Origin of the sequence: Aeromonas sp. Lyrl_2 (genome assembly GCF_051948815.1) — a bacterium.
GTDB lineage: Bacteria > Pseudomonadota > Gammaproteobacteria > Enterobacterales > Aeromonadaceae > Aeromonas > Aeromonas veronii.
This window is the reverse complement of sequence record NZ_JAYJLJ010000009.1, coordinates 56,071-82,434: the sequence shown is the minus strand read 5'-3', so window position 1 is coordinate 82,434 and position 26,364 is coordinate 56,071. Positions and strand designations below refer to the sequence as shown.

General features: G+C 56.5%; 23 protein-coding genes, 1 pseudogene and 1 riboswitch. Of the genes and pseudogenes, 11 read left to right on the top strand and 13 right to left on the bottom strand.

From position 1 onward, the window contains the following. Positions 1-163: 163 nt before the first annotated feature. The 8 genes from VF684_RS09920 to VF684_RS09885 all read right to left on the bottom strand — a co-directional run bounded on the left by VF684_RS09920 (position 164) and on the right by VF684_RS09885 (position 6,191). Entirely contained in the window at positions 164-679 is a 516-nt protein-coding gene (locus tag VF684_RS09920) for a hypothetical protein (protein ID WP_411637115.1), read from the bottom strand. A gap of 3 nt (positions 680-682) precedes the next feature. Continuing rightward, the gene (locus VF684_RS09915; RefSeq protein ID WP_440174188.1) at positions 683-1,258 is read right to left on the bottom strand and encodes a YagK/YfjJ domain-containing protein; all 576 of its coding nucleotides are present in this window, start codon (positions 1,256-1,258) and stop codon (positions 683-685) included. Positions 1,259-1,429: 171 nt separating this feature from the next. After that, on the bottom strand, positions 1,430-1,654 hold the full coding sequence (locus tag VF684_RS09910; RefSeq protein ID WP_158508560.1) for a helix-turn-helix transcriptional regulator: 225 nt from the start codon (positions 1,652-1,654) through the stop codon (positions 1,430-1,432). After that, positions 1,654-1,839: a helix-turn-helix transcriptional regulator gene (locus VF684_RS09905; protein WP_081050801.1), complete on the bottom strand. Its 186-nt coding sequence runs from the start codon at positions 1,837-1,839 to the stop codon at positions 1,654-1,656. Before VF684_RS09905 ends, VF684_RS09910 begins: the two co-directional genes overlap by 1 nt. A 132-nt stretch (positions 1,840-1,971) precedes the next feature. After that, entirely contained in the window at positions 1,972-2,787 is an 816-nt protein-coding gene (locus VF684_RS09900; protein ID WP_440174186.1) for a DUF6387 family protein, read from the bottom strand. A 58-nt stretch (positions 2,788-2,845) separates the two neighbouring features. Beyond that, positions 2,846-4,075 (bottom strand): tyrosine-type recombinase/integrase, encoded by a 1,230-nt coding sequence (locus VF684_RS09895; RefSeq protein WP_236351042.1) that lies wholly within the window; start codon positions 4,073-4,075, stop codon positions 2,846-2,848. A 154-nt stretch (positions 4,076-4,229) separates the two neighbouring features. Next, positions 4,230-4,406 carry a hypothetical protein gene (locus VF684_RS09890; RefSeq protein WP_323911145.1) on the bottom strand — a complete coding sequence of 59 codons (177 nt, stop codon included), beginning with the start codon at positions 4,404-4,406 and terminating at the stop codon, positions 4,230-4,232. 507 nt (positions 4,407-4,913) lie between these two features. Continuing rightward, positions 4,914-6,191: a cation:proton antiporter gene (locus VF684_RS09885; protein ID WP_019446508.1), complete on the bottom strand. Its 1,278-nt coding sequence runs from the start codon at positions 6,189-6,191 to the stop codon at positions 4,914-4,916. A 216-nt stretch (positions 6,192-6,407) separates the two neighbouring features. Between VF684_RS09885 and metH the strand changes: the two genes are divergently transcribed. Together metH and rimK are read left to right on the top strand one after the other, a co-directional pair. Then, complete coding sequence (metH, locus tag VF684_RS09880) at positions 6,408-10,103, top strand: methionine synthase (protein WP_376900339.1); 3,696 nt, start codon at positions 6,408-6,410, stop codon at positions 10,101-10,103. Positions 10,104-10,334: 231 nt separating this feature from the next. Beyond that, positions 10,335-11,231: a 30S ribosomal protein S6--L-glutamate ligase gene (rimK, locus tag VF684_RS09875; protein WP_005340088.1), complete on the top strand. Its 897-nt coding sequence runs from the start codon at positions 10,335-10,337 to the stop codon at positions 11,229-11,231. 139 nt (positions 11,232-11,370) lie between these two features. Here rimK and VF684_RS09870 read toward each other — a convergent pair whose 3' ends face one another. Both VF684_RS09870 and VF684_RS09865 read right to left on the bottom strand, forming a co-directional pair. Further along, positions 11,371-12,600 carry a sensor histidine kinase gene (locus tag VF684_RS09870; RefSeq protein ID WP_139440790.1) on the bottom strand — a complete coding sequence of 410 codons (1,230 nt, stop codon included), beginning with the start codon at positions 12,598-12,600 and terminating at the stop codon, positions 11,371-11,373. Beyond that, positions 12,597-13,265 (bottom strand): response regulator transcription factor, encoded by a 669-nt coding sequence (locus VF684_RS09865; protein WP_019446511.1) that lies wholly within the window; start codon positions 13,263-13,265, stop codon positions 12,597-12,599. The genes VF684_RS09870 and VF684_RS09865 overlap by 4 nt, the downstream gene beginning before the upstream one ends. An 88-nt stretch (positions 13,266-13,353) precedes the next feature. On the opposite strand from VF684_RS09865, the gene VF684_RS09860 reads away from it, so the two are divergent. The 9 genes and pseudogenes from VF684_RS09860 to thiH all read left to right on the top strand — a co-directional run bounded on the left by VF684_RS09860 (position 13,354) and on the right by thiH (position 23,405). Continuing rightward, the gene (locus tag VF684_RS09860; protein WP_005340092.1) at positions 13,354-13,776 is read left to right on the top strand and encodes a hypothetical protein; all 423 of its coding nucleotides are present in this window, start codon (positions 13,354-13,356) and stop codon (positions 13,774-13,776) included. Positions 13,777-13,862: 86 nt separating this feature from the next. Beyond that, positions 13,863-14,348: a hypothetical protein gene (locus tag VF684_RS09855; RefSeq protein ID WP_139440789.1), complete on the top strand. Its 486-nt coding sequence runs from the start codon at positions 13,863-13,865 to the stop codon at positions 14,346-14,348. A 260-nt stretch (positions 14,349-14,608) separates the two neighbouring features. Further along, positions 14,609-16,072 (top strand): annotated as a pseudogene (gene aerA / locus VF684_RS09850) (aerolysin AerA). Positions 16,073-16,323: 251 nt separating this feature from the next. Continuing rightward, positions 16,324-16,436: riboswitch (TPP riboswitch) on the top strand. Positions 16,437-16,716: 280 nt separating this feature from the next. After that, the gene (thiC, locus tag VF684_RS09845; RefSeq protein ID WP_044798984.1) at positions 16,717-18,708 is read left to right on the top strand and encodes a phosphomethylpyrimidine synthase ThiC; all 1,992 of its coding nucleotides are present in this window, start codon (positions 16,717-16,719) and stop codon (positions 18,706-18,708) included. Beyond that, on the top strand, positions 18,705-20,312 hold the full coding sequence (gene thiE, locus VF684_RS09840; RefSeq protein WP_139440786.1) for a thiamine phosphate synthase: 1,608 nt from the start codon (positions 18,705-18,707) through the stop codon (positions 20,310-20,312). The genes thiC and thiE overlap by 4 nt, the downstream gene beginning before the upstream one ends. Continuing rightward, on the top strand, positions 20,302-21,096 hold the full coding sequence (locus VF684_RS09835) for a HesA/MoeB/ThiF family protein (RefSeq protein ID WP_376899156.1): 795 nt from the start codon (positions 20,302-20,304) through the stop codon (positions 21,094-21,096). Before thiE ends, VF684_RS09835 begins: the two co-directional genes overlap by 11 nt. Next, on the top strand, positions 21,093-21,299 hold the full coding sequence (gene thiS, locus VF684_RS09830; RefSeq protein WP_005357774.1) for a sulfur carrier protein ThiS: 207 nt from the start codon (positions 21,093-21,095) through the stop codon (positions 21,297-21,299). The genes VF684_RS09835 and thiS overlap by 4 nt, the downstream gene beginning before the upstream one ends. An 85-nt stretch (positions 21,300-21,384) precedes the next feature. Next, the gene (locus VF684_RS09825; RefSeq protein ID WP_139440783.1) at positions 21,385-22,152 is read left to right on the top strand and encodes a thiazole synthase; all 768 of its coding nucleotides are present in this window, start codon (positions 21,385-21,387) and stop codon (positions 22,150-22,152) included. Continuing rightward, the gene (gene thiH, locus VF684_RS09820; RefSeq protein WP_139440782.1) at positions 22,149-23,405 is read left to right on the top strand and encodes a 2-iminoacetate synthase ThiH; all 1,257 of its coding nucleotides are present in this window, start codon (positions 22,149-22,151) and stop codon (positions 23,403-23,405) included. The genes VF684_RS09825 and thiH overlap by 4 nt, the downstream gene beginning before the upstream one ends. 281 nt (positions 23,406-23,686) lie before the next feature. Here thiH and VF684_RS09815 read toward each other — a convergent pair whose 3' ends face one another. The 3 genes from VF684_RS09815 to VF684_RS09805 all read right to left on the bottom strand — a co-directional run bounded on the left by VF684_RS09815 (position 23,687) and on the right by VF684_RS09805 (position 26,032). After that, a complete protein-coding gene (locus VF684_RS09815) occupies positions 23,687-24,307 on the bottom strand; it encodes a hypothetical protein (protein WP_376899153.1) in 621 nt (206 codons plus the stop codon). 68 nt (positions 24,308-24,375) lie between these two features. Continuing rightward, the gene (locus VF684_RS09810) at positions 24,376-24,903 is read right to left on the bottom strand and encodes a hypothetical protein (RefSeq protein WP_139433113.1); all 528 of its coding nucleotides are present in this window, start codon (positions 24,901-24,903) and stop codon (positions 24,376-24,378) included. Between the two features lie 325 nt (positions 24,904-25,228). Continuing rightward, the gene (locus VF684_RS09805; protein WP_440174182.1) at positions 25,229-26,032 is read right to left on the bottom strand and encodes a hypothetical protein; all 804 of its coding nucleotides are present in this window, start codon (positions 26,030-26,032) and stop codon (positions 25,229-25,231) included. Positions 26,033-26,364 lie beyond the last annotated feature (332 nt).

Here is a 26,364-nt window from a genome sequence, read left to right as displayed (position 1 = left end):
AGGCTCTCTCGAGAGAGAGCTAGAGCTAAGGCATGTGCGAGAGTGAAAGGATCGTTTTAGTGATCACTGAGGGATCGGGGCATTGAAAAGCGATCGTTGAACATGCTCTTAACACTTTGAAATTTATTAATATTTTTACATTGGTAATTTTTTACATGGTTTTTCAGACCTTGCGATGGCCTGAAAATGATCGTTTTTTTCGTATGTAGCGCCGGGCGGTGGAGGGATTCAAATTGTTCTCTACCGCATACTGGGCAATGGTGATTCCTCTGCTATCGTACTGCCACTCGTAACGGCGGCAGTGTATGGCCCACTTCTCACCCATCGGTTGGCGGTTCAACTCAAGCCTAGCTGTCTTATGTTGCAGTTTATGGGCCTGGATATATGCCTCAACGGTAATGCCAGTCTGGGCTCGTTCAGTCTGAAACTGCTGGCGTTGTTGTTCCCAAAACCTGTACCTCAGAGTGGCTGCCCCCAGCGGTTGGAATTTCACATATGTCAGACGTATGTCGAGACGGTATAGCTCGGCATACGTCTTTATGCTAATACCTTGCAGCAGCACCAGAGTGGCAAAGTTCTCTTGATGGTAACGCCAGAATACCTTGCGTTCACAGAACCCCATTTCTTTCGGTTTCCTAATACGATTTGGTATTCTTGGTGCATAAATTCGGCTTTTCATTATTTACTGTATCCTGATGCTGCGGCTGACTTGGTAGTCCTTGACTGCTGGTGGCCGATCTCCTTTTGTTTCTGCTTTGGCCAAATAGCTCAAGCGGTAGATCAGCAGCCGATGTTCGTCTAGACGGTCATGATGAACGTGATAAAAAGGGTTCTCAGGTAGTGAAAGATAACCATATGTCCATTCCGCCTTGGCTAAACGGTAAACATTGTCTGAGTGTTTAACCTTTTGCCCATCTAGTAGCAGTGCCAAGTGGTAGTGTTGGGCTTTTGACCTTGCTTTCTCTCTGACCCAGATATAGCCGTGGTAGCAGGGACCATAATGTCGGATCAGTTTGGGTTTAAGCTGTTTGAAGAAATGGCTGATTGGCTGGTTGTCTATTGTCCCCTGCTTCATTTTTAGCTCCATACGAATGGCTGTAAGCTTGCTGGTTTTGCTGAAGAACTTTTCTAGTAATTGAAAAATGCCATCCATGATCTCTCGCCTGATATGGATGTGATTGATTACGGCCCAAGCATGGCCTTGATACTCATAGTTGAGGGGCAATGTTAAAGACGAGTTATTATTAATATTGGGCATATATTATTAATATCCTAGCGGTTCGGGTGAATACCGAAGACAGCTACCCCCCGTCATTGATGGTCGGACGGTTTTTCTGTGGTGTTTTCTGATTCAGAAAAAACGGCTTTAATGTTCCAGTTTGTTACATTCGGTGCCAAATAAAGGAGGCGATTGCCTCCTATTGTGGCTTCAGTGTGCCGTTAACCAAGCTTCAATCTGCTGCCTGGTCCATCCCATGACCCGCCCGTTGTTATGCTTAAGCGGTGCGGGAAGTTTGGATAATTCGATCCAGCGATAGATCGTCGTTCTTGAGCATCCCAGTACTCGTTGCAGGTCTTTATGTTTGAGTATTGGTTGCAGTGTGCCGCTATCTGCAGCGGCTAGACTGCGATAGCTAAATGGAGCTCTAGCCATTATTGCCCCTCCATCAGCTCTGCTACCCATTTCTGGTAAACCGATTCAGGCCACCCTACGGTTTTACCGTGAACCTTAATCGGTTCAGGAAACACGCCATCGCGAACCCATGCCCACAGGGTTCGACGATTGCGTCCTACAAGTTCACAAACTGCTGTAATGGATAGGATTTTTTGAGAAATCATTGCTCACCTCGTCTCGTTTGATTTGATAGAGGCAATGTTAGCGAGACGGATTTTTTACACCTCCGAAAAACAGACAGATAAAATTTCGGGAAGTTGGTTTAAAAGTGAGCGGCAGATTTGTAACTTACTGTTTTAACTCAATTCATGTTTGACAATCTTAGTTCCATGTCCCTGATCACACCATCTTCTGATGGCAGCTTGATAGTCATGTTCAGCAAATTTAAGTGCATTTGGCCGCCGAGTATCACTGATGTGTTTGGCTGTTATCGGATTGTCTGGATTGCCCAGGTGGCTGGGATACAGGATGTCGGCTAATTGATCATCCGTGTACTGGAAGCCGTTATGGCGAGCCCAGAGCATCAAATCCAGCATTGGAATGATGCTTTGTTCAATGATGTTCTTGATGATGCTGTTGCGCTTAGATTGATTTGGCTGTGGACAACCTAGTTGTTCCCGCCATATGGGGAGTAATGCCTTCAGGTCGGCAAGAATATCCTCATCTGCTGCGCTGAGATCAATGTCATTCAGCACCTGTGTTACATGATGTGGCATTGCAGCCGCGACACTGGCATGCAGGTTAACCAACGCGGGCTCCCCGTTAGCAAACCTATCTTTTTCATCCTGAATCGTCGTAGGAAATTGCTTTTCGATCAGTTGATGCAGATCGCTTAACGCCATAATCGAGATAGGACGGATTGATTGCGACGATGGCAGTTGAGCATCTGATTGGACTGCAAAAACTCGGCTTCGTGGTTCGTGCCGCAAACAAATTTGACCAGAAGCTAGTCGTGTAATCAGATTTGATAGATCGCAAAAATGCGTCAATTTATAGGCTCTGTAAAAGGCTTCTTCACATAGTTGGTTGTTCGTCACCTCCAGCAAGCTCTCGTATGAATCCAGTTTGAACCAAGTTGGGGGGTGGCGGGTTCGTTCTTTTCTTGTTGCCATAGATGAGCCCTTGAATATAAATAGCGCGATGAAAACTGTTGAATTTATATACAACCAGTTACTGTCTATCTGCATGGCGAAGGGGGGTGACATTATCGCTGGTGGGACAGTTCCAGATCATTGACTGCCATCGTTCCAGAGCAACTTTCTGTTCTGACAGGCGATGATCATGGATGTAGTGGCTCATTACACCTTTAAGGCTATGGCCCGAGATGATCTCGATAACATGGGGTGCAATGCCTGCAGCGGTGAGATGGGTGGCTAGCGATCGTCGCAAGTCGTGAAAGGTCCAAAAGGGGGTATGACCAAGCCTCACTGATAACTTATGGCCATAGGTGGACACAGTATTCAGTTTCTTCAGCGAGCCGAGGAGATAGTGGGTTTTGTTCTGTTTCGCTTGAGCGATTAGTTCAGTTATTACAGGTTTGATCTGTTCTGGTATGGCGCGAACAATCTTGTGATTTGTTTTTGAGTGTTCGATTGGAACAGTCCATATCCCAGCGGACAAGTCCCACTCCGTGATATGAGATTCCCGTACTTCTCCCGTTCTTGCGCCAAAAGTCAGTAGCAAAAGCGATAGTGTACGATAATAGGAGTTGGAGGAGGGGCTTTTGATCCACTCCATGAGTGTGTGGATTTCCGTGAGGCTTAGAACACGATCCTTTTTCCCACCTCGTTTACCTACATCTGCAATGGTCAGGTCATTGAGTGCGTCCGAGGTTGCGTAGCGCCGAACACGGCAATACTTCAGTGCTTGTTTTGAGATCTGGAAGAGCATGCCAGCAGAAACAGGTGCCTGCTTGTTACATTCATCAAAGACCACCAGCCAATGTCTGGTTTCACAATCGGCCAGGGGGAGATCGCCTATCTTGGGAAAGAGCCACTTTTGGAATAGCAGCCTGATTTTTGGGGCGTTCTTCCTGTTCTGGGCTGCGTAGTTATCAAGCCAGTAACAAATCGCATCTTTTACCGTCACTGGTTTTAGCCGTTCTTCTTTGGCCAATTTGAGCATCAGTGCTGGATTGTGGCCAGCGGCTAACCATCCTTTGCACTGTTCTGTCTTTCGACGAGCTTCTTCAAGGTCGATCCCTGCGTTGTTGTTGGTGAACTTCCCCAGGGTAACTTCCAGATTTTTGCCATCGAAGCGATAGCGAAAGACAAAGCTTACCTTTCCGCTCGGATGCCAGAACGCATTTAACCCATCTCCGCGGTCAACCTTCCGGATTGGCTTGGAGCCATCATGCTTGGTGCCGAGCATTTTTCTGAGCGAGGTGATCCCTAGTGCCATTTCAAAACCTCACTAAACCCCATAAAAAACCCCACATATGTATCCCTAACTGATATCACAACCTATCACAAGATAGGACAATGATTCTCACTGGGCCTTATATATCATGGGGCTTTAGGAGGCAAGGCAGGTTTTATTTGGACAAGGTGAAACGTCAGTTGAGGTCTTCGATGGAGAACTCGCCAGCGATACCATCACAGGAGATGGCGAAACCGCCGCTGAAGCGGGTGCTGAACTGGATCAGAAACGCATCACTGTCGTGCTCTTGCACAGGCAGGTTGATGGGCTTGCTGCGACGCAGGGGCTTGTGTGTTTGTACTGCTTTCATCATGGTATTTCTCTATATAAATTAGGTGTTTGCTCCTTGTATTGGCAAATGTCAGGTCAATGGGCGCGGTCGATTGGGTGAACGACAAGCGCGCAGGAATACCCAGCCCGGTTAAAGGGCGTCTGCACTTTCAAGGAATATGCTGATGCATAAATCAAATTGGGTGGGCAGATCGGGTCTGCACCGTGAGAGCCGGGCAACGCAGGCAGACAGCCTGACGGTTCTCAAGGCGAGTAAATCAGAAGAAGGTTATGCGGGTACTGGCAGGATTCATCGTGAGGTGAAGCATTGCAGGATAAACATAAACAGGGCTGATTAACTAGCCGGCGCGCATTCTCTCCTCGAAATGAATAAAAAGCAAACAATAATTTGCCGATGTTGAAGTCAGTACGCTTTTCCTCTGTGTAATCAAGGGGGCTATCAGCAGCAAATATTCGCATCTATCCGCCATAAAAAGAGGGCTCCCGACGGGAGCCCTCTCTCATTCTGCAACCAGCACAGTGGGCCGACTCAGTAGTCGCCACAGGCCTTCTTGGCGGCCGTGATCATCGGGGTGATGGTCATGCCTTGCACCACGATAGAGAACATCACCACCGAGTAGGTCATCACCAGGATGACCTCCCGCAGGTCGACGCCATGTTCCGGGATCATCATGACGCCGGAGGGGAGTGCCAGCGCCATCGCCATGGCCAGACCACCGCGCAGGCCACCCCAAGTGAGGATCCGCACCGAGAAGGTGTTGTAATTGCGGAATCGGCGGAAAGCCACATAGGGCAGCGACACGCTGATAAAGCGGGCGCCCAGGCAGAGCGGCACCGCAATGACCAGCAGGATCCAGTCACGCCAGGCGAGATCCAGCAGTACCAGCGCCAGACCGATCAGCAGGAACAGCAGGGCGTTGAGGAACTGGTCCATCAACTCCCAGAAGTGATCCAGGTGATGGCTGCTCTGCTCTGAGAAGCCGGAGTGACGGGTCCAGTTGCCGATCATGATGCCGGTGACCACCATGGCCAGTGCGCCGGAGACGCCGATCATGTTGGCAAAGGCGAAACCGGCGGTCGGGATGCAGAGGGTCAGCAGCAGCTCCAATGAACCGTCGTCGGTGGCGCTGATCATCACGTGGGCGATGAGGCCCAGCACGGCACCGAACAGGATGCCGCCGAGGGCTTCGTGCAGGAACAGACCGGCTACGCTACCAAAGGTGGGCTCGACACCGCCAAAGGCGACGGCAAACACGGTAGCGAAGATGACGAGGCCAACGCCGTCGTTGAACAGGGATTCCCCTTCGATCTGGATGGCGATCTGGGGTGGCGCTTTCATCTTCTTGACGATGGCCAGTACGGCAATCGGGTCAGTGGGGGAGATCAGCGCGCCGAACAGCATGCAGTAGACCAGCGGCAACTCCCAGCCCAGCAGCTTGGCGATAAACCAGAAGCCGTAGCCGATGAGGAAGGTGGAGAGCAGGGTGGCAATGATGGCCAGAATGGTGATCTCCCACTTCTGGCTACGCAGCGCCTTGAGGTTGATGCCAAGGCCACCGGCGAACAGCAGGAAGCCCAGAATCCCCTTCAGCAGGAAGTTCTGGAAGTCGATGCTCTCCATGGTCTTGACGGCAAGAGGTTCCAGATTGAACCAACCCAGTTTGCCAAACAGCACCAGCAGTGCGGAGATCAGCATGGAGCCCGCAGTAATGGCGATGGTGGTCTGGATCTTCACAACATACTGGTTGGCAAAGGCGATAAAAATCGCCAACGCTGCCAGAAAACAGAGTGTGTAGTAGACGCTCATAGTTATTTTTTTCTCGTTGGTAGACAGCAAGCACGTATCCCTATGCAGGACGGGCATAGGTTACTCTCGGGCCCTATGTTACTCATTACCCATAAATGAGTATATGGTGGCGCATTTGGACTGATAGACGGCTAGATTTCCATTTTATTTGTTTGCTGTTAGGATGCTGTTTACGCAGTTGCATGGATGTAAGAGGAACACGCGGTGTCGAACGTAATGTCGAGCAGAGAGCCGAGCAAGCAGTCGGACGTAACAAAGAAGCTGGAAGCCTGCCTCAGGGAGCGGATCCTGATCATCGACGGGGCCATGGGCACCATGATCCAGGGCTACAAGCTGGGGGAGGCGGATTATCGGGGTGAGCGGTTTGCCAACTGGCATACCGACATCAAGGGCAACAACGATCTGCTGGTGCTGACCCGTCCGGCGGTGATCCGCGAGATCCACGAGCAGTATTGCGCTGCCGGGGCCGACATTCTCGAGACCAACACCTTCAACGCCACTCGCATCGCCATGGCCGATTACGAGATGGAAGAGTTCTCGGCCGAGATCAACCGTGAAGCCGCCCGTCTGGCCCGCGCCGTGGCAGACGAGTGGACGGCAAAAGATCCCGCCAAGCCGCGCTTTGTGGCAGGGGTTCTGGGTCCCACCAACCGCACTGCCTCCATCTCGCCGGATGTAAACGATCCCGGCAAGCGCAACGTCACCTATGACCAGCTGGTGGCCGCTTACACCGAATCGACCCACGCCCTGATCGAGGGCGGCGCCGACATCATACTGATCGAGACCATCTTCGATACCCTCAACGCCAAGGCCGCCGCCTTCGCGGTGGAAGGGGTGTTCGAGGCGCTGGGCTACAGCCTGCCGGTGATGATCTCCGGCACCATTACCGATGCCTCCGGTCGTACCCTCTCCGGCCAGACCACCGAAGCCTTCTACCACTCCCTGCGCCACGTAAAACCGGTGTCGTTCGGCCTCAACTGTGCGTTGGGACCCGATGAGCTTCGCCAGTATGTGGAGGAGCTGTCGCGCATCAGCGAGACCCATGTCAGTGCCCACCCCAACGCCGGTCTGCCCAATGCGTTCGGCGAGTACGACCTCGATGCGGGTGAGATGGCGGAGCATATCCGCGAGTGGGCCCAAAGCGGCTTTCTCAACCTGGTCGGTGGCTGTTGCGGTACCACCCCGACCCATATCCGCGCCATGGCGGACGCTGTGGCGGGCATCAAGCCGCGTGTGCTGCCCGAGCTGCCGGTGGCCTGCCGCCTGTCGGGCCTCGAGCCCCTGATCATCACCCCCGAGTCCATGTTCGTGAACGTGGGGGAGCGCACCAACGTCACCGGTTCGGCCAAGTTCAAGCGGCTGATCAAGGAGGGGCTCTACGACGAGGCGCTCGATGTTGCCAAGCAGCAGGTAGAGAACGGCGCCCAGATCATCGACATCAACATGGACGAAGGGATGCTGGACGCCGAAGCGGCCATGGTGCGCTTCCTGAACCTCATCGCCGGTGAGCCGGATATCGCCCGGGTGCCTGTGATGATCGATTCCTCCAAGTGGGAGGTGCTGGAAGCGGGCCTCAAGTGCGTGCAGGGCAAGCCGGTGGTCAACTCCATCTCCATGAAGGAGGGGGAGGAGAAGTTTATCCAGCAGGCGAAACTGCTGCGCCGTTACGGCGCAGCCGTCATCGTGATGGCGTTCGATGAGGTGGGTCAGGCCGACACCCGCGCCCGCAAGTTCGAGATCTGCCAGCGTGCCTACCGGATCCTGGTGGATCAGGTCGGTTTCCCGCCGGAAGACATCATCTTCGACCCCAATATCTTCGCGGTAGCGACCGGCATTGATGAGCACAACAACTACGCGGTGGACTTCATCGAGGCGGTGAAGGACATCAAAACGCACCTGCCCCACGCCATGATCTCCGGCGGCGTCTCCAACGTCTCGTTTTCGTTTCGCGGCAACGAGCCGGTGCGCGAAGCCATTCACGCCGTATTCCTCTACCACGCCATCAAGAACGGTATGGACATGGGGATCGTCAATGCCGGCCAGCTCGCCATCTATGAAGACATTCCGGCCGAGCTGAAAGAGAAGGTCGAGGCGGTGGTGCTCAACCTCAATGACAACGCCACCGAAGAGCTGCTGGCCATCGCCGAGAAGTATCGCGGTGCCGGTGCCCAGGCGGAGGATCCGCGGGATCAGGAGTGGCGCAGCTGGCCGGTGGGCAAACGGCTGGAGCACGCACTGGTCAAGGGGATCACCGACTTTATCGAAGAGGATACCGAAGAGGCACGCGCTGGCGCGGAGAAGCCGCTGCACGTCATCGAAGGGCCGCTGATGGATGGTATGAACGTGGTCGGCGACCTGTTCGGCGCGGGCAAGATGTTCCTGCCGCAGGTGGTGAAATCGGCCCGGGTGATGAAGCGGGCGGTGGCCTATCTGCAGCCCTATATCGAGGCGGAAAAATCGGGCGGCTCCAGCAATGGCAAAATCGTGCTGGCCACCGTCAAGGGTGATGTGCACGACATCGGCAAGAACATCGTCGGGGTGGTGCTGCAGTGCAACAACTTCGAGATCGTCGACCTCGGTGTCATGGTCTCCTGCGAGACGATTCTCAAGACTGCGCGGGAGGTCGGCGCCGATATCATCGGGCTGTCGGGTCTCATCACCCCGTCGCTGGACGAGATGGTGCACGTGGCCAAAGAGATGGAGCGTCAGGGCTTCAAGCTGCCGTTGCTGATCGGTGGTGCCACCACCTCCAAGGCGCACACTGCGGTGAAGATCGAACAGAACTACTCGGAGCCAGTGGTCTATGTCTCCAACGCCTCCCGCGCGGTGGGGGTGGCCCAGAGCCTGCTTAGTCCGGATCTGAAGGAGGCGTTTGTCGCCCGCATCGACAAGGAGTACGAGATCGCTCGGGATCAGCATGCCCGCAAGCAGCCGCGCTCCCGTCCGGTCAGTCTGGCTCATGCCCGCGCCAACCGGCACCAGCTGGACTGGGTTGGCTACCAGCCGCCGAAGCCCCACGAGCTCGGGGTGCAGAAGTTCGAAGATGTGGCCATTTCGGTGTTGCGCCCCTACATCGACTGGACGCCGTTCTTCCTCAGCTGGGAGCTGGCAGGCAAGTATCCGCGCATCCTCGAGGACGAGATCATTGGCGAGGAGGCGACCAAGCTGTTTGCCGACGCCAACGCCATGCTGGATCAACTGGAAAAGGATCAGAGCGTGCGCTGCGCCGGGGTGATCGGTCTGTTCCCCGCCAACTCGGTAGGGGACAGCATCGAGGTTTACAGCAACGAGTCCCGCACCGAGGTCATCAAGGTGCTGCACCACCTGCGCCAGCAGAGCGAGAAGCAGGGCTTCCCCAACTACTGTCTGGCGGACTATGTGGCGCCGAAAGAGAGTGGCAAGCCCGACTGGATCGGTGCCTTCGCGGTGACCGGCGGCATCGGTGAGGAGGCCATCGCCAAGGCCTACAAGGCGCAGCACGATGACTACAACGCCATCCTCATTCAGGCGGTGTGCGACCGTCTCGCCGAAGCCTTTGCCGAGTATCTGCACGAGCAGGTGCGCAAGGTTCATTGGGGTTATGCTCCCGACGAGGCCCTCAGCAACGAGGAGTTGATCCGCGAGAACTATCAGGGTATCCGCCCGGCCCCCGGTTATCCGGCCTGCCCGGAGCACACCGAGAAGGGGAGCATCTGGGAGTTGCTGGATGTCGAGCAGGCCATCGGCATGCAGCTGACCGAATCCTACGCTATGTGGCCGGGGGCTGCGGTGTCGGGCTGGTACTTCTCTCATCCCGAGAGCAAATACTTCGCGGTGGCGCAGATCCAGCAAGATCAGGCGGAGGATTACGCCGTTCGCAAGGGGATGACGCTGGCCGAGGCCGAGCGCTGGCTGGGGCCAAACCTGAACTGACTCCCGCGTGACATCGGTTGATCTTTAACGAGAAACGGCGGCATCCTTGCACCGGTTGAACAACCTGCGCAGAGCCGCCGTTTAACCTGTTGGTCACAGTGATGTGGTAGCGTGCGGTTTTGCGTGGTTTGTCTTGTTGTCAGGATAAACAATTGGCGTTGTCTTGGCGCTGTGGCACCTTATACTCTCCCGCCCCATCCTGCCCAGGCATAGCCTTCTAGCGGAATTGTCATGAAGATCGCCATTTTATCCCGTGAGCCGAAAAACTACTCCACCCGCCGTCTGGTCGAGGTGGCACAGGCACGCGGCCATCAGGTAGAGGTGCTCGACACCCTGCGCTGCTATATGAATATCGCTTCCCACAACCCCTCCATTCACTACGAGGGTGGGGAGCTGGGAAGCTATGACGCCGTGATCCCGCGGATCGGGGCCAGCATTACCGCCTACGGCACCGCCGTGCTGCGCCAGTTCGAGATGATGAACACCATGGCCCTCAACAGCTCGGTGGCCATCAGCCGCTCCCGCGACAAGCTGCGGGCGATGCAACTGCTCTCCCGCCATGGCATCGGCCTGCCCATCACCGGCTATGCCCACAGCACCCACGACGTACCCGACCTCATCACCATGGTGGGCGGGGCGCCGCTGGTGGTGAAACTGCTGGAGGGAACCCAGGGGATTGGCGTGGTGCTCTGCGAGACCCAGAAAGCCGCCGAGAGCGTGATCGAGGCCTTTATCCAGACCAACAACAACATTCTGGTGCAGGAGTATATCCGCGAGGCCAATGGCGCCGATATCCGCTGTCTGGTGGTCAACGGCAAGGTAGTTGCCGCCATGCGCCGTCAGGCGCAGCCGGGGGAGTTTCGCTCCAACCTGCACCGTGGCGGCACCGCCGAGGCGATCAAGATCACCCCGGAAGAGCGCGCAACCGCCGTACAGGCCGCCAAGATCATGGGGCTGGATGTAGCGGGGGTGGATATCCTGCGTAGCGCCCGTGGCCCGCTGGTGCTGGAGGTCAACTCCTCCCCCGGCCTGCAAGGGGTGGAAGCCGCCTCCGGCAAGGATGTAGCCGGCAAGATCATCGAGTTCCTCGAACTCAAGGCGAGCCGCAAGAACAAACCGGCGGAGTGAGCCTCAGGCTTGCATCCGTCAGATAGAAACAGGGCGCCCTCGGGCGCCTTGTTGCTATCTGGCTGGTGCAGCGGTCTTGCCGGGGAGTGTCTGTTGTCTCCCTTCTCCCCTTGCGGGAGAAGGGCCGGGGATGAGGGGGCTATGCCTTCGTGGGTTCGCTGGCGATCATCTCCAGCCGGGCGCTGAAAATTCCATCCTCCAGCCGGGTGTCGATCTGCCAGCCCAGCTTCTCGCAGATGCGCTGAATGATGGTGAGGCCACAGCCGTAGCCGAGGATCTGATCCGGCGCCGCCGCCGTCGGGTTGCTGATGGTGAGCACCGGGCCACACAGCTCGATGTCGATATGTCCCTCGGCATAGCTCAGGGCATTTTTCAGCAGGTTGCCGAGGGCGATGGCGAGCAGGGAGAGGGGGGCGTTTACTTCGCTGCTCTCGTCCAGGTTCAGCCGGATATCGAGGGCCTCCCGCTGCAACAGCGGAGCGAGGCGGGCCAGCTCCTGACGGATCAGCGGGGTCACCTGCTGCAGTGGCCGCTCCACCGCCTCCTTGCGGCCCAGCAGCAGGAAGGTCTCGGTGAGCAGCGCCATCTCGTCGGCGGCGGCGCGGATACGGGTGGTGGCGCGGGCGGCCGGTGCGGGCAGATCTGTCACCTTGCCAAGCAGCGCGGCCGAGCCCTGGATCACCATGTTGGGGGTGCGCAGCTCGTGGCTGGCGAAGCGACTGAACTCCTGCTCGCGAGCGAATACGGCGCTCACCTCCTGCTTGCCGGCTAGCAGCGCCAGCTCGATATCCCGCAGCTCCTGCCAGGGGGCGTCGGGCTCGAAATCCGCCTGATCCGGGGTGAGGTGGGCGACCCTCTGTTGCAGCCGTTGCAGCGGCCCTGTGATATGGCGTACCAGCCAGATGCCGAAGCCGAGGCAGCCCAGCAGCAGGGTCACCCCGATCAGCCGGGTGGCCAGATGCAGCTTGTCCTCGTAGGGGTCGAGGTAGTCGTCGGCGTCGTCGTTGAAGACCAGATAGAGCAGTCCCTCGCCGGAGGGGTGACGGGCCACCAGAAAGTGTTTGTCCTCCTTGCCCAGCTGATGCTCGAAAAAGCCGGGGGTCTGGTAGGGCTTCAGCCATTTCGGCAGGCGTCCCGCCTCGGTCCAGTAGCTGGAGAACTGTCTGGGGCTTGGAGCCGCCGCCGCCGGGCCGAGTCGCAGCCAGTCATCGCTGTAGCGGGTCACTTCGGCTTCCAGCCAGTGGCGCAGGCTCAGCTCTTCCATCTTGTCTTCGGCCACCAGCATCAGGCCGGAGAGCAGGATCAGCAGCACCACCCCGGCGCCGCCGAGCGCCATGATCAGGCGGCGGCGCAGGCTCGGCAGGCTCATGCGCTCACCAGTCGATAGCCCTGACCGTGCAGGGTCTCCAGCATGGGAGTGGGGAAGGGCTTGTCGAGCGCGTTGCGCAGGGCGTAGATATGGCTGCGCAGGGCATCGGAGTCGGGCTCCTCATCGCCCCAGACGGTGTCGAGCACCTCCTGACGGCTGACGATGGCGGGGGCGCGGCGGGCCAGCAGGGCGAGGATTTGGAACGGGATCTTGCCGAGCTTGAGGGGCTCACCGGCGCGGGTGGCGCGGCCGCTGGCGACATCGACCGTCAGATCGCCAAAGCTGATGGCCCCCACATCGCCGCGCGGGCCACGCAGGCTGAGGGCTTGCAGTCGCACCTCCAGCTCCTCCATGGCGAACGGTTTGACCAGATAGTCATCCCCTCCCGCCTTGAAGCCTGCCAGCTTGTCTTCCAGGCTGTCGCGGGCGGTGAGAAACAGCACGGGAGTGGCAATCCCCTGCTCGCGCAGGCGCGCCACCGTGCTGAGGCCATCGAGGCGCGGCATCATCACATCCATGATGATGACGTCGAAACGCTGCTCCTCCAGCAGTTGCAGCGCCGCCTGACCGTGATAGGCACAATCGAGGCGGTGACCGGCCAGCTCCAGATAATCCATGATGGTTTCCGCCACCTGAGGATTGTCTTCCACTACCAAAATCTTCATGCTTTGCTCTCCTGGTTGGCGAGCGTTTCACGCTCTTTTCACACCGGATTCGGCATCCTGTTTGCCAGTGTAACCCCGAGGATCCCTGATGAAGAAGTCTCTCTGCGCCCTCCTGTTGCTGATCTTGTTGCCACTTGGCACCGCACAGGCGACCGAATTCAAACTGACCGGCCGCACCACCTGGCAGCTTGGCCAGTTGATGGTCAACGGCATGCCGTTCGTGATCGACGACCAGACCCGCTTCAAGGATTGGCTCAACGAGGATGATCTCGGCGGTACCTGGGTCGAGATGAAGGGGGTGGTGGAGAACGGCGTGCGCTATGTGCGCAAGGTCGAGGCCCTCGACGAAGATGACAAGGACGAGATGGATCTGGAAGGGCCGGTGGAAGGGGGGCGGATCTGGGGCTACACCACCTCGGACAACAGTCTGGCGCCGTTCGAAGGGCGCTGGCTGGAGCTGGAGTGCAAGTTTGACGGCATGCGCCTGAGCCGCTGCCGCGAGGATGACTGATCCGATCTCTGCGTTCCGATTAGAAATGCTCCCGAATGAAGCCCATGCTTGTCCAGCATGGGCTTTTTGTTCAGGGACGAACGAAGATGGAACAATCGAGAAAGTGGTGTGCATGGATGCTGGGTGTACCGCTCTGGGCGGCGCAGGCGGGAGCCGATGAATTGTGGCTGGTGGAGCTGGAGCACAGCGACGGCATCCGCCTGCAATTTCAGGGGGCCGAGGTGGAGCAGGGCAGTGCCGCCGTCTGGCGGCAGGGGGAGATTTGGCCGCAGCCACTCAAACCCGGCGACCAGCTCGCTCTGCTGGTGGCTGATGGCGTTGCCACCCGGATCGAGCTGCTGGCCGCCAGAACCCCGCTGGCCAATCAGCCCTGGCAGCGGGCGCAAGATCGCCTGCAATCCTTCGATGAACGGCAGCTCACGCTGGCAACCCTGGGCACAGTGCCACTCAATCCGCAGGTGCACTGGGTCAACGGTTCAGCCGCCGATCTGCATGCCGGGAGCGAGCTGGTATTGATCCGTTCGGCGGATGGAATATTGCAGGGAATTGAAGTGATCAATCCGGAAGAGTAATTCAGCATCTTCTTATTTAATATGGTTTCACCATATTGTGGCAGCCATTAAATAATGGCTGCCACAATATTTATGATTTATCCCTCAATAAAGTCATCGCTCTAATTATTTTCCTGTATCACCATTATTTTGTTTGTCATGGATGTTTTTTGGTGGTTTATTTTATTTGTGTCAGGTTTTGTCGGAGTCCATACCTGTCAAATGAAAAAGGATATTTCTACACAATAACAATTATCGTATGTCTGAAAGAGGGATAAATGATGAATAGAATAATTACCGCCAATCTGGCGTTTTTGGCGTATTCATTGATGCTCGCTCAGGTGCAGGCGGCTGAACCTGTCTACCCTGATCAGGTCAAGTGGGCGGGTCTTGGCACGGGCGTCTGTGCCAGTGGTTACCGTCCTCTGACCCGTGATGAAGCCATGAGTATCAAGGGTAATCTGGTCAGCCGCATGGGGCAGTGGCAGATCACCGGGCTGGCTAATCGCTGGGTGATTATGGGGCCGGGATATAATGGCGAAATCAAACAGGGCACTGCCGGAGAAACCTGGTGCTATCCCAACTCACCGGTTTCCGGAGAAATACCAACACTCTCTGACTGGAATATTCCGGCGGGTGATGAGGTCGATGTGCAATGGCGGCTTGTCCACGACAATGATTATTTTATCAAGCCAATCAGTTATCTCGCTCATTATTTGGGATACGCCTGAGTGGGTGGAAATCATAGTCCCTATGTCGGGGAGGATATGGATGTTACCCGGGTTGGCGATGGCTGGTTGATAAAGGGAAATAATGACGGTGGCTGCTCCGGATATCGTTGCGGAGAGAAGAGCTCCATCAAGGTAAGCAACTTCTCATATACTCTGGAACCCGACTCCTTCAGCCATGGTCAGGTCACCGAGAGCGGCAAGCAGCTGGTCAAGACCATCACGGCCAATGCGACCAACTACACCGACCTGCCCCAGCAGGTGGTGGTGACCCTGAAGTACGACAAGGCCACCAACTGGTCGAAAACCGATACCTACAGCCTGAGCGAGAAGGTGACCACCAAGAACAAGTTTCAGTGGCCGTTGGTAGGTGAAACCGAACTGGCCATCGAGATCGCGGCGAGCCAGAGCTGGGCTTCCCAACACGGGGGCTCGACCACCGAGACCGTCTCGGTTGAAGCGCGCCCCACGGTGCCGCCTCACTCCAGCCTGCCGGTGCGGGTTGCGCTCTACAAGTCCAACATCTCCTACCCCTACGAGTTCAAGGCCGAGGTCAATTATGACCTGACCATGAAGGGCTTCCTGCGTTGGGGCGGCAATGCCTGGTATACCCATCCGGAGAATCGTCCGACCTGGGAGCACACCTTTGCCGTCGGCCCGTTCCGCGACAAGGCAAGCAGCATCCGCTACCAGTGGGACAAGCGTTATATCCCGGGTGAAGTGAAGTGGTGGGACTGGAACTGGACCATCAGCGAGTATGGTTTGTCGACCATGCAGAATAACCTGGGTCGTGTGCTGCGCCCGATCCGTTCGGCGGTGACCGGTGACTTCTATGCCGAGAGCCAGTTTGCCGGCGATATCGAAATCGGTCAGCCCCAGACCCGTTCCACGGCCTCTGCCCAGTTGCGTAACGCCTCTGCTGAAGGTGTGGCTCTGACCGGCGTGGATCTGGACAGCGAGGCCCTTGCCAACGAAGGGTTTGGCAACGTATCCCTGACCATAGTTCCGGTTCAATAACCTCCCTCACAGGCCCCTTTCATAGGGGCCAGTTTCTGTTTGCCCTGCGCCCCTCGATTTTCCCTCTTTTTCTCCTCTTGTCCCTGAATGATCACAACAGAAAGCTATGGCGTGCCAAGTTGATGCCAACGCAGGTTTGACCTTTGTTTGGGGTGGCTCCGTGGCGAGGCATTGTTCACTCATTTGTTGAAAGAGGCGTGTTGGCCAGATTGTTAACGGCTTGTGCTTTAGATTTTCCCCCTTATACTGGCGCCATCTTGTCGGAGTGCTGACCGTCGAACGACGCGAAGCTGAGACCGTTAATTCGGGATCCGTGGAACCTGATCAGGTTAAAACCTGCGAAGGGAACAAGGGTAACTTGCGGGTTACCGCGCCGGAGGAGGAACAAGCCTCTTCCGCTCATCAAAGGGCTCACCCTTGATGGGTCAGGGCGCACAGGAGGGAGTCTGTCCCGTCCGGTTTTCCAGCATGTGGGGCGCCTTGCCCACAGCGTGCAGAGAGCGGGAAGTGGCAGAACAGCAGAGCGGAGATCCATCCCGCACGCACTCCCTCCCGAGATAAACACCCCGCCGCAAGTTCATCTTCTCCTCGAACTCCAGACAAGCAAACACCCATAACTTCAACCAGTTAATGTGAGTTTTGCTATGTCTACTTCTGTATCTGATACCGCCAAATCCAGCCGCCGCGAGCAGCGCTCCAGCGCCCAGGCCTTTATCGACAGCCTCAAGGGGATGGCTCACCCCAACTCCCGCCGCATCTTTATCGAAGGCTCCCGCGCCGATATTCGTGTTCCCCTGCGTGAGATCCAGCTGGCCGACACCTTCGTCGGCGGCACCAAAGAGGCTCCTCAGTTCGAGCCCAACGAGCCGGTGCCGGTCTACGACACCTCGGGCCGTTACGGGGAGGATGGGGTCGCCATCGACGTGCGCCGCGGCTTGCCGCGCCTGCGGGAAAACTGGGTGCTGGAGCGGGGTGACACCGACGAACTGCCGGGACTCAGCTCTACCTTCACTCAGGAGCGGCTGGCCGACGAGGGGCTGGATCACCTGCGCTTCGAGCATCTGCCGAAACCGCGCCGCGCCAAGCCGGGTCGCCGGGTCACCCAGCTCCACTACGCCCGCGCTGGCATCGTCACTCCCGAGATGGAATTTATCGCCATTCGCGAAAACATGGGGCGTGAGCGGGTGCGCTCCGAACTGTTGCGTACCCAGCATCCGGGCCGCGATTTTGGTGCCCGTTTGCCCCAGAACATTACCCCCGAATTCGTGCGCGATGAGGTGGCCGCTGGTCGCGCCATTATCCCCAGCAACATCAACCACCCGGAAGCGGAGCCGATGATCATCGGCCGCAATTTCCTGGTGAAGATCAACGCCAATATCGGTAACTCGGCGGTCACCTCCAGCATCGAAGAGGAGGTGGAGAAGCTGGTCTGGTCCACCCGCTGGGGCGCCGACACCGTCATGGATCTCTCCACCGGCCGCTATATCCACGAGACCCGCGAGTGGATCCTGCGCAACAGCCCGGTGCCCATCGGTACCGTGCCCATCTATCAGGCGCTGGAGAAGACCAACGGCATCGCCGAAGACCTCACCTGGGAGCTGTTCCGCGATACCCTGCTGGAGCAGGCCGAGCAGGGGGTGGACTACTTCACCATCCACGCCGGCGTCCTGCTGCGCTTCGTGCCGATGACCGCCAAGCGACTCACCGGCATCGTCTCGCGCGGCGGCAGTATCATGGCCAAGTGGTGCCTCTCCCACCATAAAGAGAACTTCCTCTACCAGCACTTCCGCGAAATCTGCGAGATCTGCGCCGCCTATGACGTGGCCCTGTCGCTGGGCGACGGTCTGCGTCCGGGCTCCGTCTATGACGCCAACGACGAGGCCCAGTTTGCCGAGCTGCGGACTCTTGGCGAGCTGACCAAAATCGCGTGGGAGTACGACGTGCAGGTGATGATCGAGGGGCCTGGTCATGTGCCGATGCACATGATCGAGCGCAACATGACCGAGCAGCTGGAGCACTGCCACGAGGCACCGTTCTATACGCTGGGCCCGCTCACCACCGATATCGCGCCGGGTTACGATCACTTCACCTCCGGCATCGGTGCCGCGCTCATCGGCTGGTACGGCTGCGCCATGCTCTGCTACGTGACCCCCAAGGAACACCTGGGGCTGCCCAACAAGGAGGATGTGAAGCAGGGGCTTATCACCTACAAGATCGCCGCTCACGCCGCCGATCTGGCCAAGGGTCACCCGGGGGCCCAGATCCGCGACAACGCCATGTCCAAGGCACGCTTCGAGTTCCGCTGGGAGGATCAGTTCAATCTGGCCCTCGACCCCGACACCGCCCGTGCCTACCACGACGAAACCCTGCCGCAGGAGTCCGGCAAGGTGGCTCACTTCTGCTCCATGTGCGGGCCCAAGTTCTGCTCCATGAAGATCACCCAGGACGTGCGTGACTACGCGGCGAAGCTGGAAGCCGTGGAGATCAAGCTGGTCGGCATGGATGGCCAGCAGGAGCAGGTAGTGGCTCAGGTGGAGAGCGGCATGGCCCGCATGGCTGAGACCTTCAAGGAGACCGGTGGCGAGATCTACCATCAGGCGGCGGCACTCAAACAGGCCGCAGGGGAGGAGGCGTGAGCAGCGCAAGCGGGGCTGTCAGCCCCGCCGACTTGTCGCCCGTGACCGACTCGCTGCCTGTGGTCTGGACCATCGCCGGTTCCGACTCCGGCGGCGGTGCCGGCATTCAGGCCGACTTGCACACATTGCACGACCTCGGCGTGCACGGCTGCTCGGTCATCTCCGCCATTACCGCCCAGAACTCGGTGGCGGTGAAGATGGTCGACCCCGTGCTGATGCAGACCTTCACCGCCCAGATCGACGCCCTTGGCGTCGATCTGCCGCCCGCCGCCATCAAGATCGGCCTGCTGCCGACCCGGCTCCATGTGGAGGTGCTGGCCCGCCGACTGGCGGCCATCGAGGCCCCCTTTGTGGTCTACGATCCGGTGGCCATCGCCAGCACCGGCACCCCGATGGCGGAGCCCAATATGCTGGAGGCGGTGCGCGAGCAGCTGTTGCCACGTCTGTCGCTCATCACCCCCAACGGCCCCGAGCTGGAAGCCCTGACCGGACTGCCGGTCAGCAGTCCCGAACTGGTGCGCCTCGCCGCCCGCCGTCTGCGTGAACTCGGCGCCCGCGCCGTGCTGGTCAAGGGCGGCCATCTGGAGTGGAGCGGCGATCTCTGCCTCGACTACTACCAGGATGAGCAACGTGAATTTTGGCTCGCCGCGCCGCGCCTCGATACCCGCCACGGCCATGGCACCGGCTGCTGTTACGCCAGCGCCATCGCCGCCGTGGTGGCGCAGGATTATCCGGTAGAGGATGCCATCACCCTCGCTCGTGCCTACCTGCAACAGGGCTTGGCGGCGGCGCAGGGAGTGGGGGCAGGCCCAGGGCCCATCGCCCATCTCGGCTGGCCAACCGATCTTGCCCACTTCCCCCGTGCCGTGCTGGCGGGATCACCGCTCGACCGTCGTTTCGGGCTTTATGAGACAAGCAGCGCCCGCCTGCCGCAGGGCCCCTTCGCGCCGACCGAACACAACCTCGGCCTCTATCCTGTGGTGGATTCGGTCAAGTGGCTGCGCCGCCTGCTGGGGCAGGGGGTCAAGACCATCCAGCTGCGGATCAAGAATCTGCCCGCCACTCAGGTGGCACCGGCCATTCGCGATGCGGTTGAGCTTGGTCGCCGCCATGGGGCGCGGCTCTTTATCAACGACTACTGGCAGCAGGCCATCGAGGCGGGCGCCTGGGGCGTGCATCTGGGGCAGGAGGATATGGAGACCGCCGATCTCGCCGCCATTCAGGCCGCCGGGCTGCGCCTTGGCATCTCTACCCACGGCTACTTCGAGCTGATGCGGGCCCGCGAGCTGGCCCCCTCCTATATGGCGCTGGGTCATATCTTCCCGACCAACACCAAGGCGATGCCTTCGCGCCCGCAGGGGCTGGTGCGGCTGCATCGCTACCGCGCCCTGATGTGCGATTGGCCGACGGTGGCCATCGGCGGCATCAACGAGGAGCGGGTGGCGGCGGTCAAGGCAAGCGGGGTCGGCAGTATCGCGCTGGTCTCGGCCATCACTGCCAGCGACGACTGGCAGGGGGCGACCGAGCGGCTACTCGTGGCCGTGGGGGCGGGGGATGAGCCACGCTCGGCCACCGTTATACAGGAGGCTGAACATGCGCTCTGATGCCGCTTCTCTTAGTGACAAAGAGTATCTGCGATACGGCCGCCAGCTGATGCTGGCGGAAGTGGGTGAAGAAGGGCAGGCACGGCTGAAAGATAAGTCCGTGCTGATCGTCGGCTTGGGCGGGCTCGGTTCGCCGCTTGCCCTCTATCTGGCCGGGGCCGGGGTGGGCACCTTGTGGCTGGCCGATGGCGATACGGTCGATTCCAGCAACTTGCCGCGCCAGACCCTGTTCGATAGCGAGGCGGTCAACCACTCCAAGGCGGAGCTGGCCCGCGAGCGGTTGGCGGCCCACAACCCGCTGGTGGAGCTGATCGCCATCAACCAGCGGCTCGATGCCGCCAGCCTGCCGGAGTTTGTGGCCGAGGTAGATCTGGTGATCGACTGCTGCGACAACCTCGCCACCCGCCAGGCCATCAACGCCGCCTGCGTGGCTCAGGGCAAGCCCTGGATCTCCGCCGCCGCAGTGGGTTGGCAGGGGCAGCTGATGGCGCGCACCAGCAGTGAGCACGCCTGCTACGCCTGCCTATATCCGCTGGATACCAAGGTGAGCCAGCGCTGCGAGACCAGCGGCGTCACCGGCCCTCTGGTGGGGGTGATGGGCTCTTTGCAGGCGCTGGAGGCATTGAAACTGCTGCTCGGGATGGCAAGCCCGGTCGCTGGCACATTGCGCCGCTTCGATGCTTTGACCCATCAGTGGCAGACCCTCACTCTGGCTCCCGACCCCGATTGCCCGGTCTGCGGGCAGCGCCGATGCCCGACACACGATAAGGAGATCACCCCATGACCCTCACCATTCGACTCAACGATAAAGCCCAGCCGCTGGCGGCAGGGCAGAGCGTGGCCGACCTACTGGCGGCGCAAGACGTTAATCCACAGGGGGTGGCGGTGGCCCTTAATGGCGCCGTGTTGCCCCGAGGCCGCTGGGCCGAGACCCGTCTCAATGACGGGGACGAACTCCACCTCTTTACCGCCATAGCGGGAGGCTGATCCATGATGCTTGCGTTCCCATCTTCGAGCGTTCTGCCTTGCGGTAGAACTTCATCTCTTCTTATCGCAGTGGCAGGAGGCTGACATGCTCAAGATTGCCGATCACACCTTCTCTTCGCGCCTCTTTACCGGCACCGGCAAGTTTGCCCGCCCGGATCTGATGGCCGCCGCCATCGAGGCGAGTGGCTCCCAGCTGGTCACCATGGCTATCAAGCGGCTCGAACCGGGCAAGGCCCACGACGATATCCTGAGCCCCTTGCTGCAACTCGGGGTCAAGCTGCTGCCCAACACCTCAGGTGCCAAGACCGCCGCCGAGGCGGTGTTTGCCGCCCACCTGGCCCGCGAGGCGCTGGGGACGAACTGGTTGAAGCTGGAGATCCACCCCGATCCGCGCTATCTGCTGCCCGATCCCATCGAGACACTGAAAGCCGCCGAGCAGCTGGTGAAGGAGGGCTTTGTGGTGCTGCCCTACTGTGGCGCCGACCCTGTGTTGTGCAAACGGCTGGAAGAGGTGGGCTGCGCCGCCGTGATGCCGCTCGGCGCGCCCATCGGTTCCAATCAGGGGCTGGTGACCCGGGAGTTTCTCTCCATCATCGTCGAGCAGGCCAATGTGCCTGTGGTGGTGGATGCGGGGATCGGTGCGCCGAGCCACGCGGCGGCCGCCTTTGAGCTGGGCGCCGATGCCGTGCTGGTCAACACCGCCATCGCGGTGAGCGGCGACCCGGTCGCCATGGGCCGCGCCTTTGCACTGGCCTGCACTGCAGGGCGCAGCGCCTATGAGGCAGGCCTTGGCACGCGCGCCCAGCAGGCCCAAGCCTCCAGCCCGCTCACCGATTTTCTGGGGGCGTTATGAGTCATGATGCTGGCGCGGGACAAGAGCCAATCGCCACGCCCTCTTTATCGGTTTCACCCGAGGCTGATGTGTTTAGCTCCCCTCTCGGCTCTTCACAAAATAAGGGAGAGGGGCTGGGGGTGAGGGCTAAGGAGCCTACCTTTCTCGACCGATGGCAGGAGCTTGACTGGGACGATATCGGCATGCAGATCCGCGCCAAAACTGCCGCCGATGTAGAGCGGGCGCTGGGTTCACCCCGCCGCACACTGGCCGATTTTATGGCGCTGATCTCCCCAGCCGCCGAAGCCTATCTGCCGCAGATGGCGGCCGAGGCCGAGCGGCTGACCCGCCAGCGCTTTGGCAACACCATCGGCTTCTATGTGCCGCTCTATCTGTCGAACCTCTGCGCCAACGACTGCACCTACTGCGGCTTTTCCATGAGCAACCGCCTCAAGCGCAAGACCCTGAATGCAGAGGAGATTGAGCGCGAGTGTTTGGCCATCAAGGCGCGCGGTTTTGACAGCGTGCTGCTGGTGACCGGCGAGCATGAACACAAGGTGGGGCTCGCCTATTTTCGCGAGGTGATGCCCATCATCCGCCGCCACTTCAGCACGGTGGGGATGGAGGTGCAGCCGCTCTCGCAGGCCGAATATGCCGAGCTGAAAACCCTCGGCCTCGACGCCGTCATGGTCTATCAGGAGACCTACCACGCCCCCACCTACGCCCGCCACCATCTGCGCGGCAACAAGCGGGACATCGCATGGCGCCTCGCCACGCCGGATCGGCTCGGCCGCGCCGGTATCGACAAAATCGGCTTGGGGGCGCTGATCGGTCTCTCCTCGGACTGGCGCGCCGACAGCTACTTTGTCGCCGAGCATCTGAGCTGGCTTGAGCGCCACCACTGGCAGAGCCGCTACTCGCTCTCCTTCCCGCGCCTGCGCCCCTGCACCGGTGGGCTTGAGCCTGCCGTGGTCATGTCGGATCGCCAATTGGCCCAGCTTATCTGCGCCTGGCGCCTCTTCTCGCCCACGCTGGATTTGTCGCTCTCCACCCGCGAGTCGGCTACGTTTCGCAACGGCGCGGTGCGCCTTGGCATCACCCAGATGTCGGCCGAATCGCGCACCCAGCCGGGTGGCTATGCCGAAGGGGATAAAGAGGAGCTGGAGCAGTTCGCCATCCACGACGACCGCCCGGTGGGGGAAGTGGCCGCCGCCGTGCGGCAGGCGGGGTTGCAGCCGGTGTTCAAGGACTGGGAACCCTTCTTGGGTCGTTAACGACGTTTACACCTGTGGTAACAGACAGCGGCAAGCAGATCGGAGGGGCAGATCCCCGCCACTGCTTGCCGCTTTGTTTTGTTTGCTCCAACAGGATTGTTTCGTTGGTGCGACGATGATTCTTGATATCGTTTCGCCAGTGCAAAAATCGTGGCTGCTGGTTAGATCTGTAAATTGGGCATTGCGCCTATCTGCAATGCCCGCTTGAAAGATATATTTTTAACTCGCTGTAAAAGGTCAGGCTTCGTTACGCGAAACTTGGTATGATGGAGTGCTCGTAGTTATTTGTCTGATTGAGTTTTATCTTTATAATTTGATTTTTCGGCAGTTAATTGCTCCACCCTTTGGTTAATAAATATGTATATGTTTGATGCAAACATTCCGACAAGTACTGCAATTAATACCATTGAGTAAAACTCAGTGCTTATATCATGAGCTTGATTGATAGGAAGTGATTCTGGAATAGAGTATTTCTTTTCTACATATGGGGTTAGCAATGATATGAATAATTTGCTTTTTATCCCTAGCCAAGAAAATGATGCCATAAGTCCTGAAGAAACAATTAACTTATAGCTTTGAATTATTTCTAACCCAGCAAGAAGAACTCTTGCAATAGCACCAAGTCCTCCAAATATAAATGGTATGAAAAGCAAAATTATTGCATTATATGTTTCTGTCATGACACCAATCGTATCTGACTTCAATATGAATATGTTTGAATTGTTCTGGATAGTAAGATAAATAGCAGTATAAAAAATGGTGCCTATAAGGATTAGGACATAAAAAATGGATAGGCGCTTTAACGTATATGCACTTGTCAACGTATGTAGACTAGATGAAATATTTGATGTTTTTATATTAGAAGTTTGCTTGCTATCTACGTGTTCTTGATTATTTTCCATTATAATTCCAATTTTCTACACTTTAGGTTATTTATAAATCTTCTGTTGCCATATAGGTGTGGCGAAACTTACTGCTGAGGTTTTTTACGGCTATCAATCTCTTTGGATACGCGTGCTTGCTGGATGGAAAAAAGTTTTCCTGGCAACTTCAATGAGTAAATGAAAGCTATCGATGAAAAAAATAATATAGAATGCTCCATGAAAACTTTGGCTGTAATGACATATTCATGTATATCCATTCCAAACGGCGTTATTTTATTTACAATATCAAAGCCATCAATGAAAACAAGCTTGTAAATAAATATTAGCAATAATGTTATGAAATATGCGTGCAGTAGGTTTTTGGTACTATTAAGGCTTCTAAATGTGTTTTTTGAAGCATGTTCAGCAATTCTCCATGAGCCAGTTGGTAGAGATGACGGGTCACCAATTAAAGCAATCACCCCAATTAGAAAACCCGCCAGTATAGAATAAATGTTTACTAGAACATCTAATGAAGAGCCCTTAACTAAAGGCTGGAGAAAATAAGAAAAAAGACTACTCACTACAATGCTTAGTAGTAAGAAAAAAGTCTTTTTAGTATATTTTCGCCACATAACAATTAATGCTCCAATATTTTCTCTCGGTCATATTTTATTAGGATTTCAACAAGTTTGTTCCACATTTCATCTCTATCTACAGATTTTCCATGTGCCCGAACTAAAACTTTATTACGCAGAACAATCTCATCATGCGTGATTTTCTTATCACTTTTTGTGATAATAGTATATCCAGAAAGTTCTGTATCGACTAGAGATACAGCTGCATCTTTAAGTCTATCTGCCCCCAAGATAGAGCTCTCAGATTTTATTTTACCATTGTGAGTAATGGTTATTCTAGGGAAAGTGCGAACAAGTATCCCACGAACAAAAAATGAAAATTTTAGTCATTTAATATCAATGGGTTACCAGTAAATGCTCTCGTGCCATATGACTTATTCGCACCTTCCCTAGTATTAAGATTTTCGCTATCCAATATAGCTCGCGGGTCATCATCATCCTTTAATGAGTCTAGCATCGATTCAGCCATTTTCTTAAATCGAGATGCCACACCATCAACTTTATAATCAGGTCTCATCCTCTTTATATAGTCAAATGAGGCAAGGTAAGCACTTGCATTAATCAAAATGCTTTTTACACCATCACATTTAATAGTGTTAATGGTGTTGATATCTGCAATTTGCTGGATGTCCAAACGTAAAGATTCATCCTTGAAACCGGCTTTGCTTATCAGGTTTTTAATAAAGTCAGTTATTTTTGAGTGTCTGAAAGAGTCTGTTGGACTGAGTATCACATGATCTCCATACAAACAAATAAAACCTTCGCCATCAAGATATTCTTGATGTAAGGGGGCATCATGGATATCTACATTCATTTCAGCATCATAATCTGATGGTTGAGGAATTGTGTTTGCTGCAGCTCCCTCTTCATAAAGGCCGATAGATAATAGAGTGCAATTCACATTGCCTTTCATCAAGGGTGCAGAAATTATACGATGTTTCATACCAACGCTATTTTTATTATTTCCAGCAATGAATGTTCTGTTTGCTGATAGAGGTAAGCGTTGCCATGAGTTATTAACCATATGCTCTAGAGTGTGCTGAATAACATAACCATCAGGGCACATATAACTAGCTCTGAGGTAATATATTGTACGATTTCTTTTTTCTGATATTTTTTTAGCCATTAACGCAATCCTAAACTTAAGAAAACTGCTGGAATCCCTCTCATAACTGATGACAAGTGTACAGTTTAATAGGTTTTGCATGAAGCCTTTTTGCTCAGTTATGTGAGCGATCATTTATATTTATGGACTGACTCACTAGGCTGTGATAGCGGCTTGCCAGCCTACACTATCATAATCAGAACAACCTATAGCGCTAATCAATTTCCTATTTCGTCTCTTTCTCCATCTATCGGGGGTAATCTGACCTGAGGATGCTTATCTTTACCTGTGAATTCTATTGCTAATGTAAAAATATGACTTTTCCACATTTAACCAATGAGCAAATCACGATG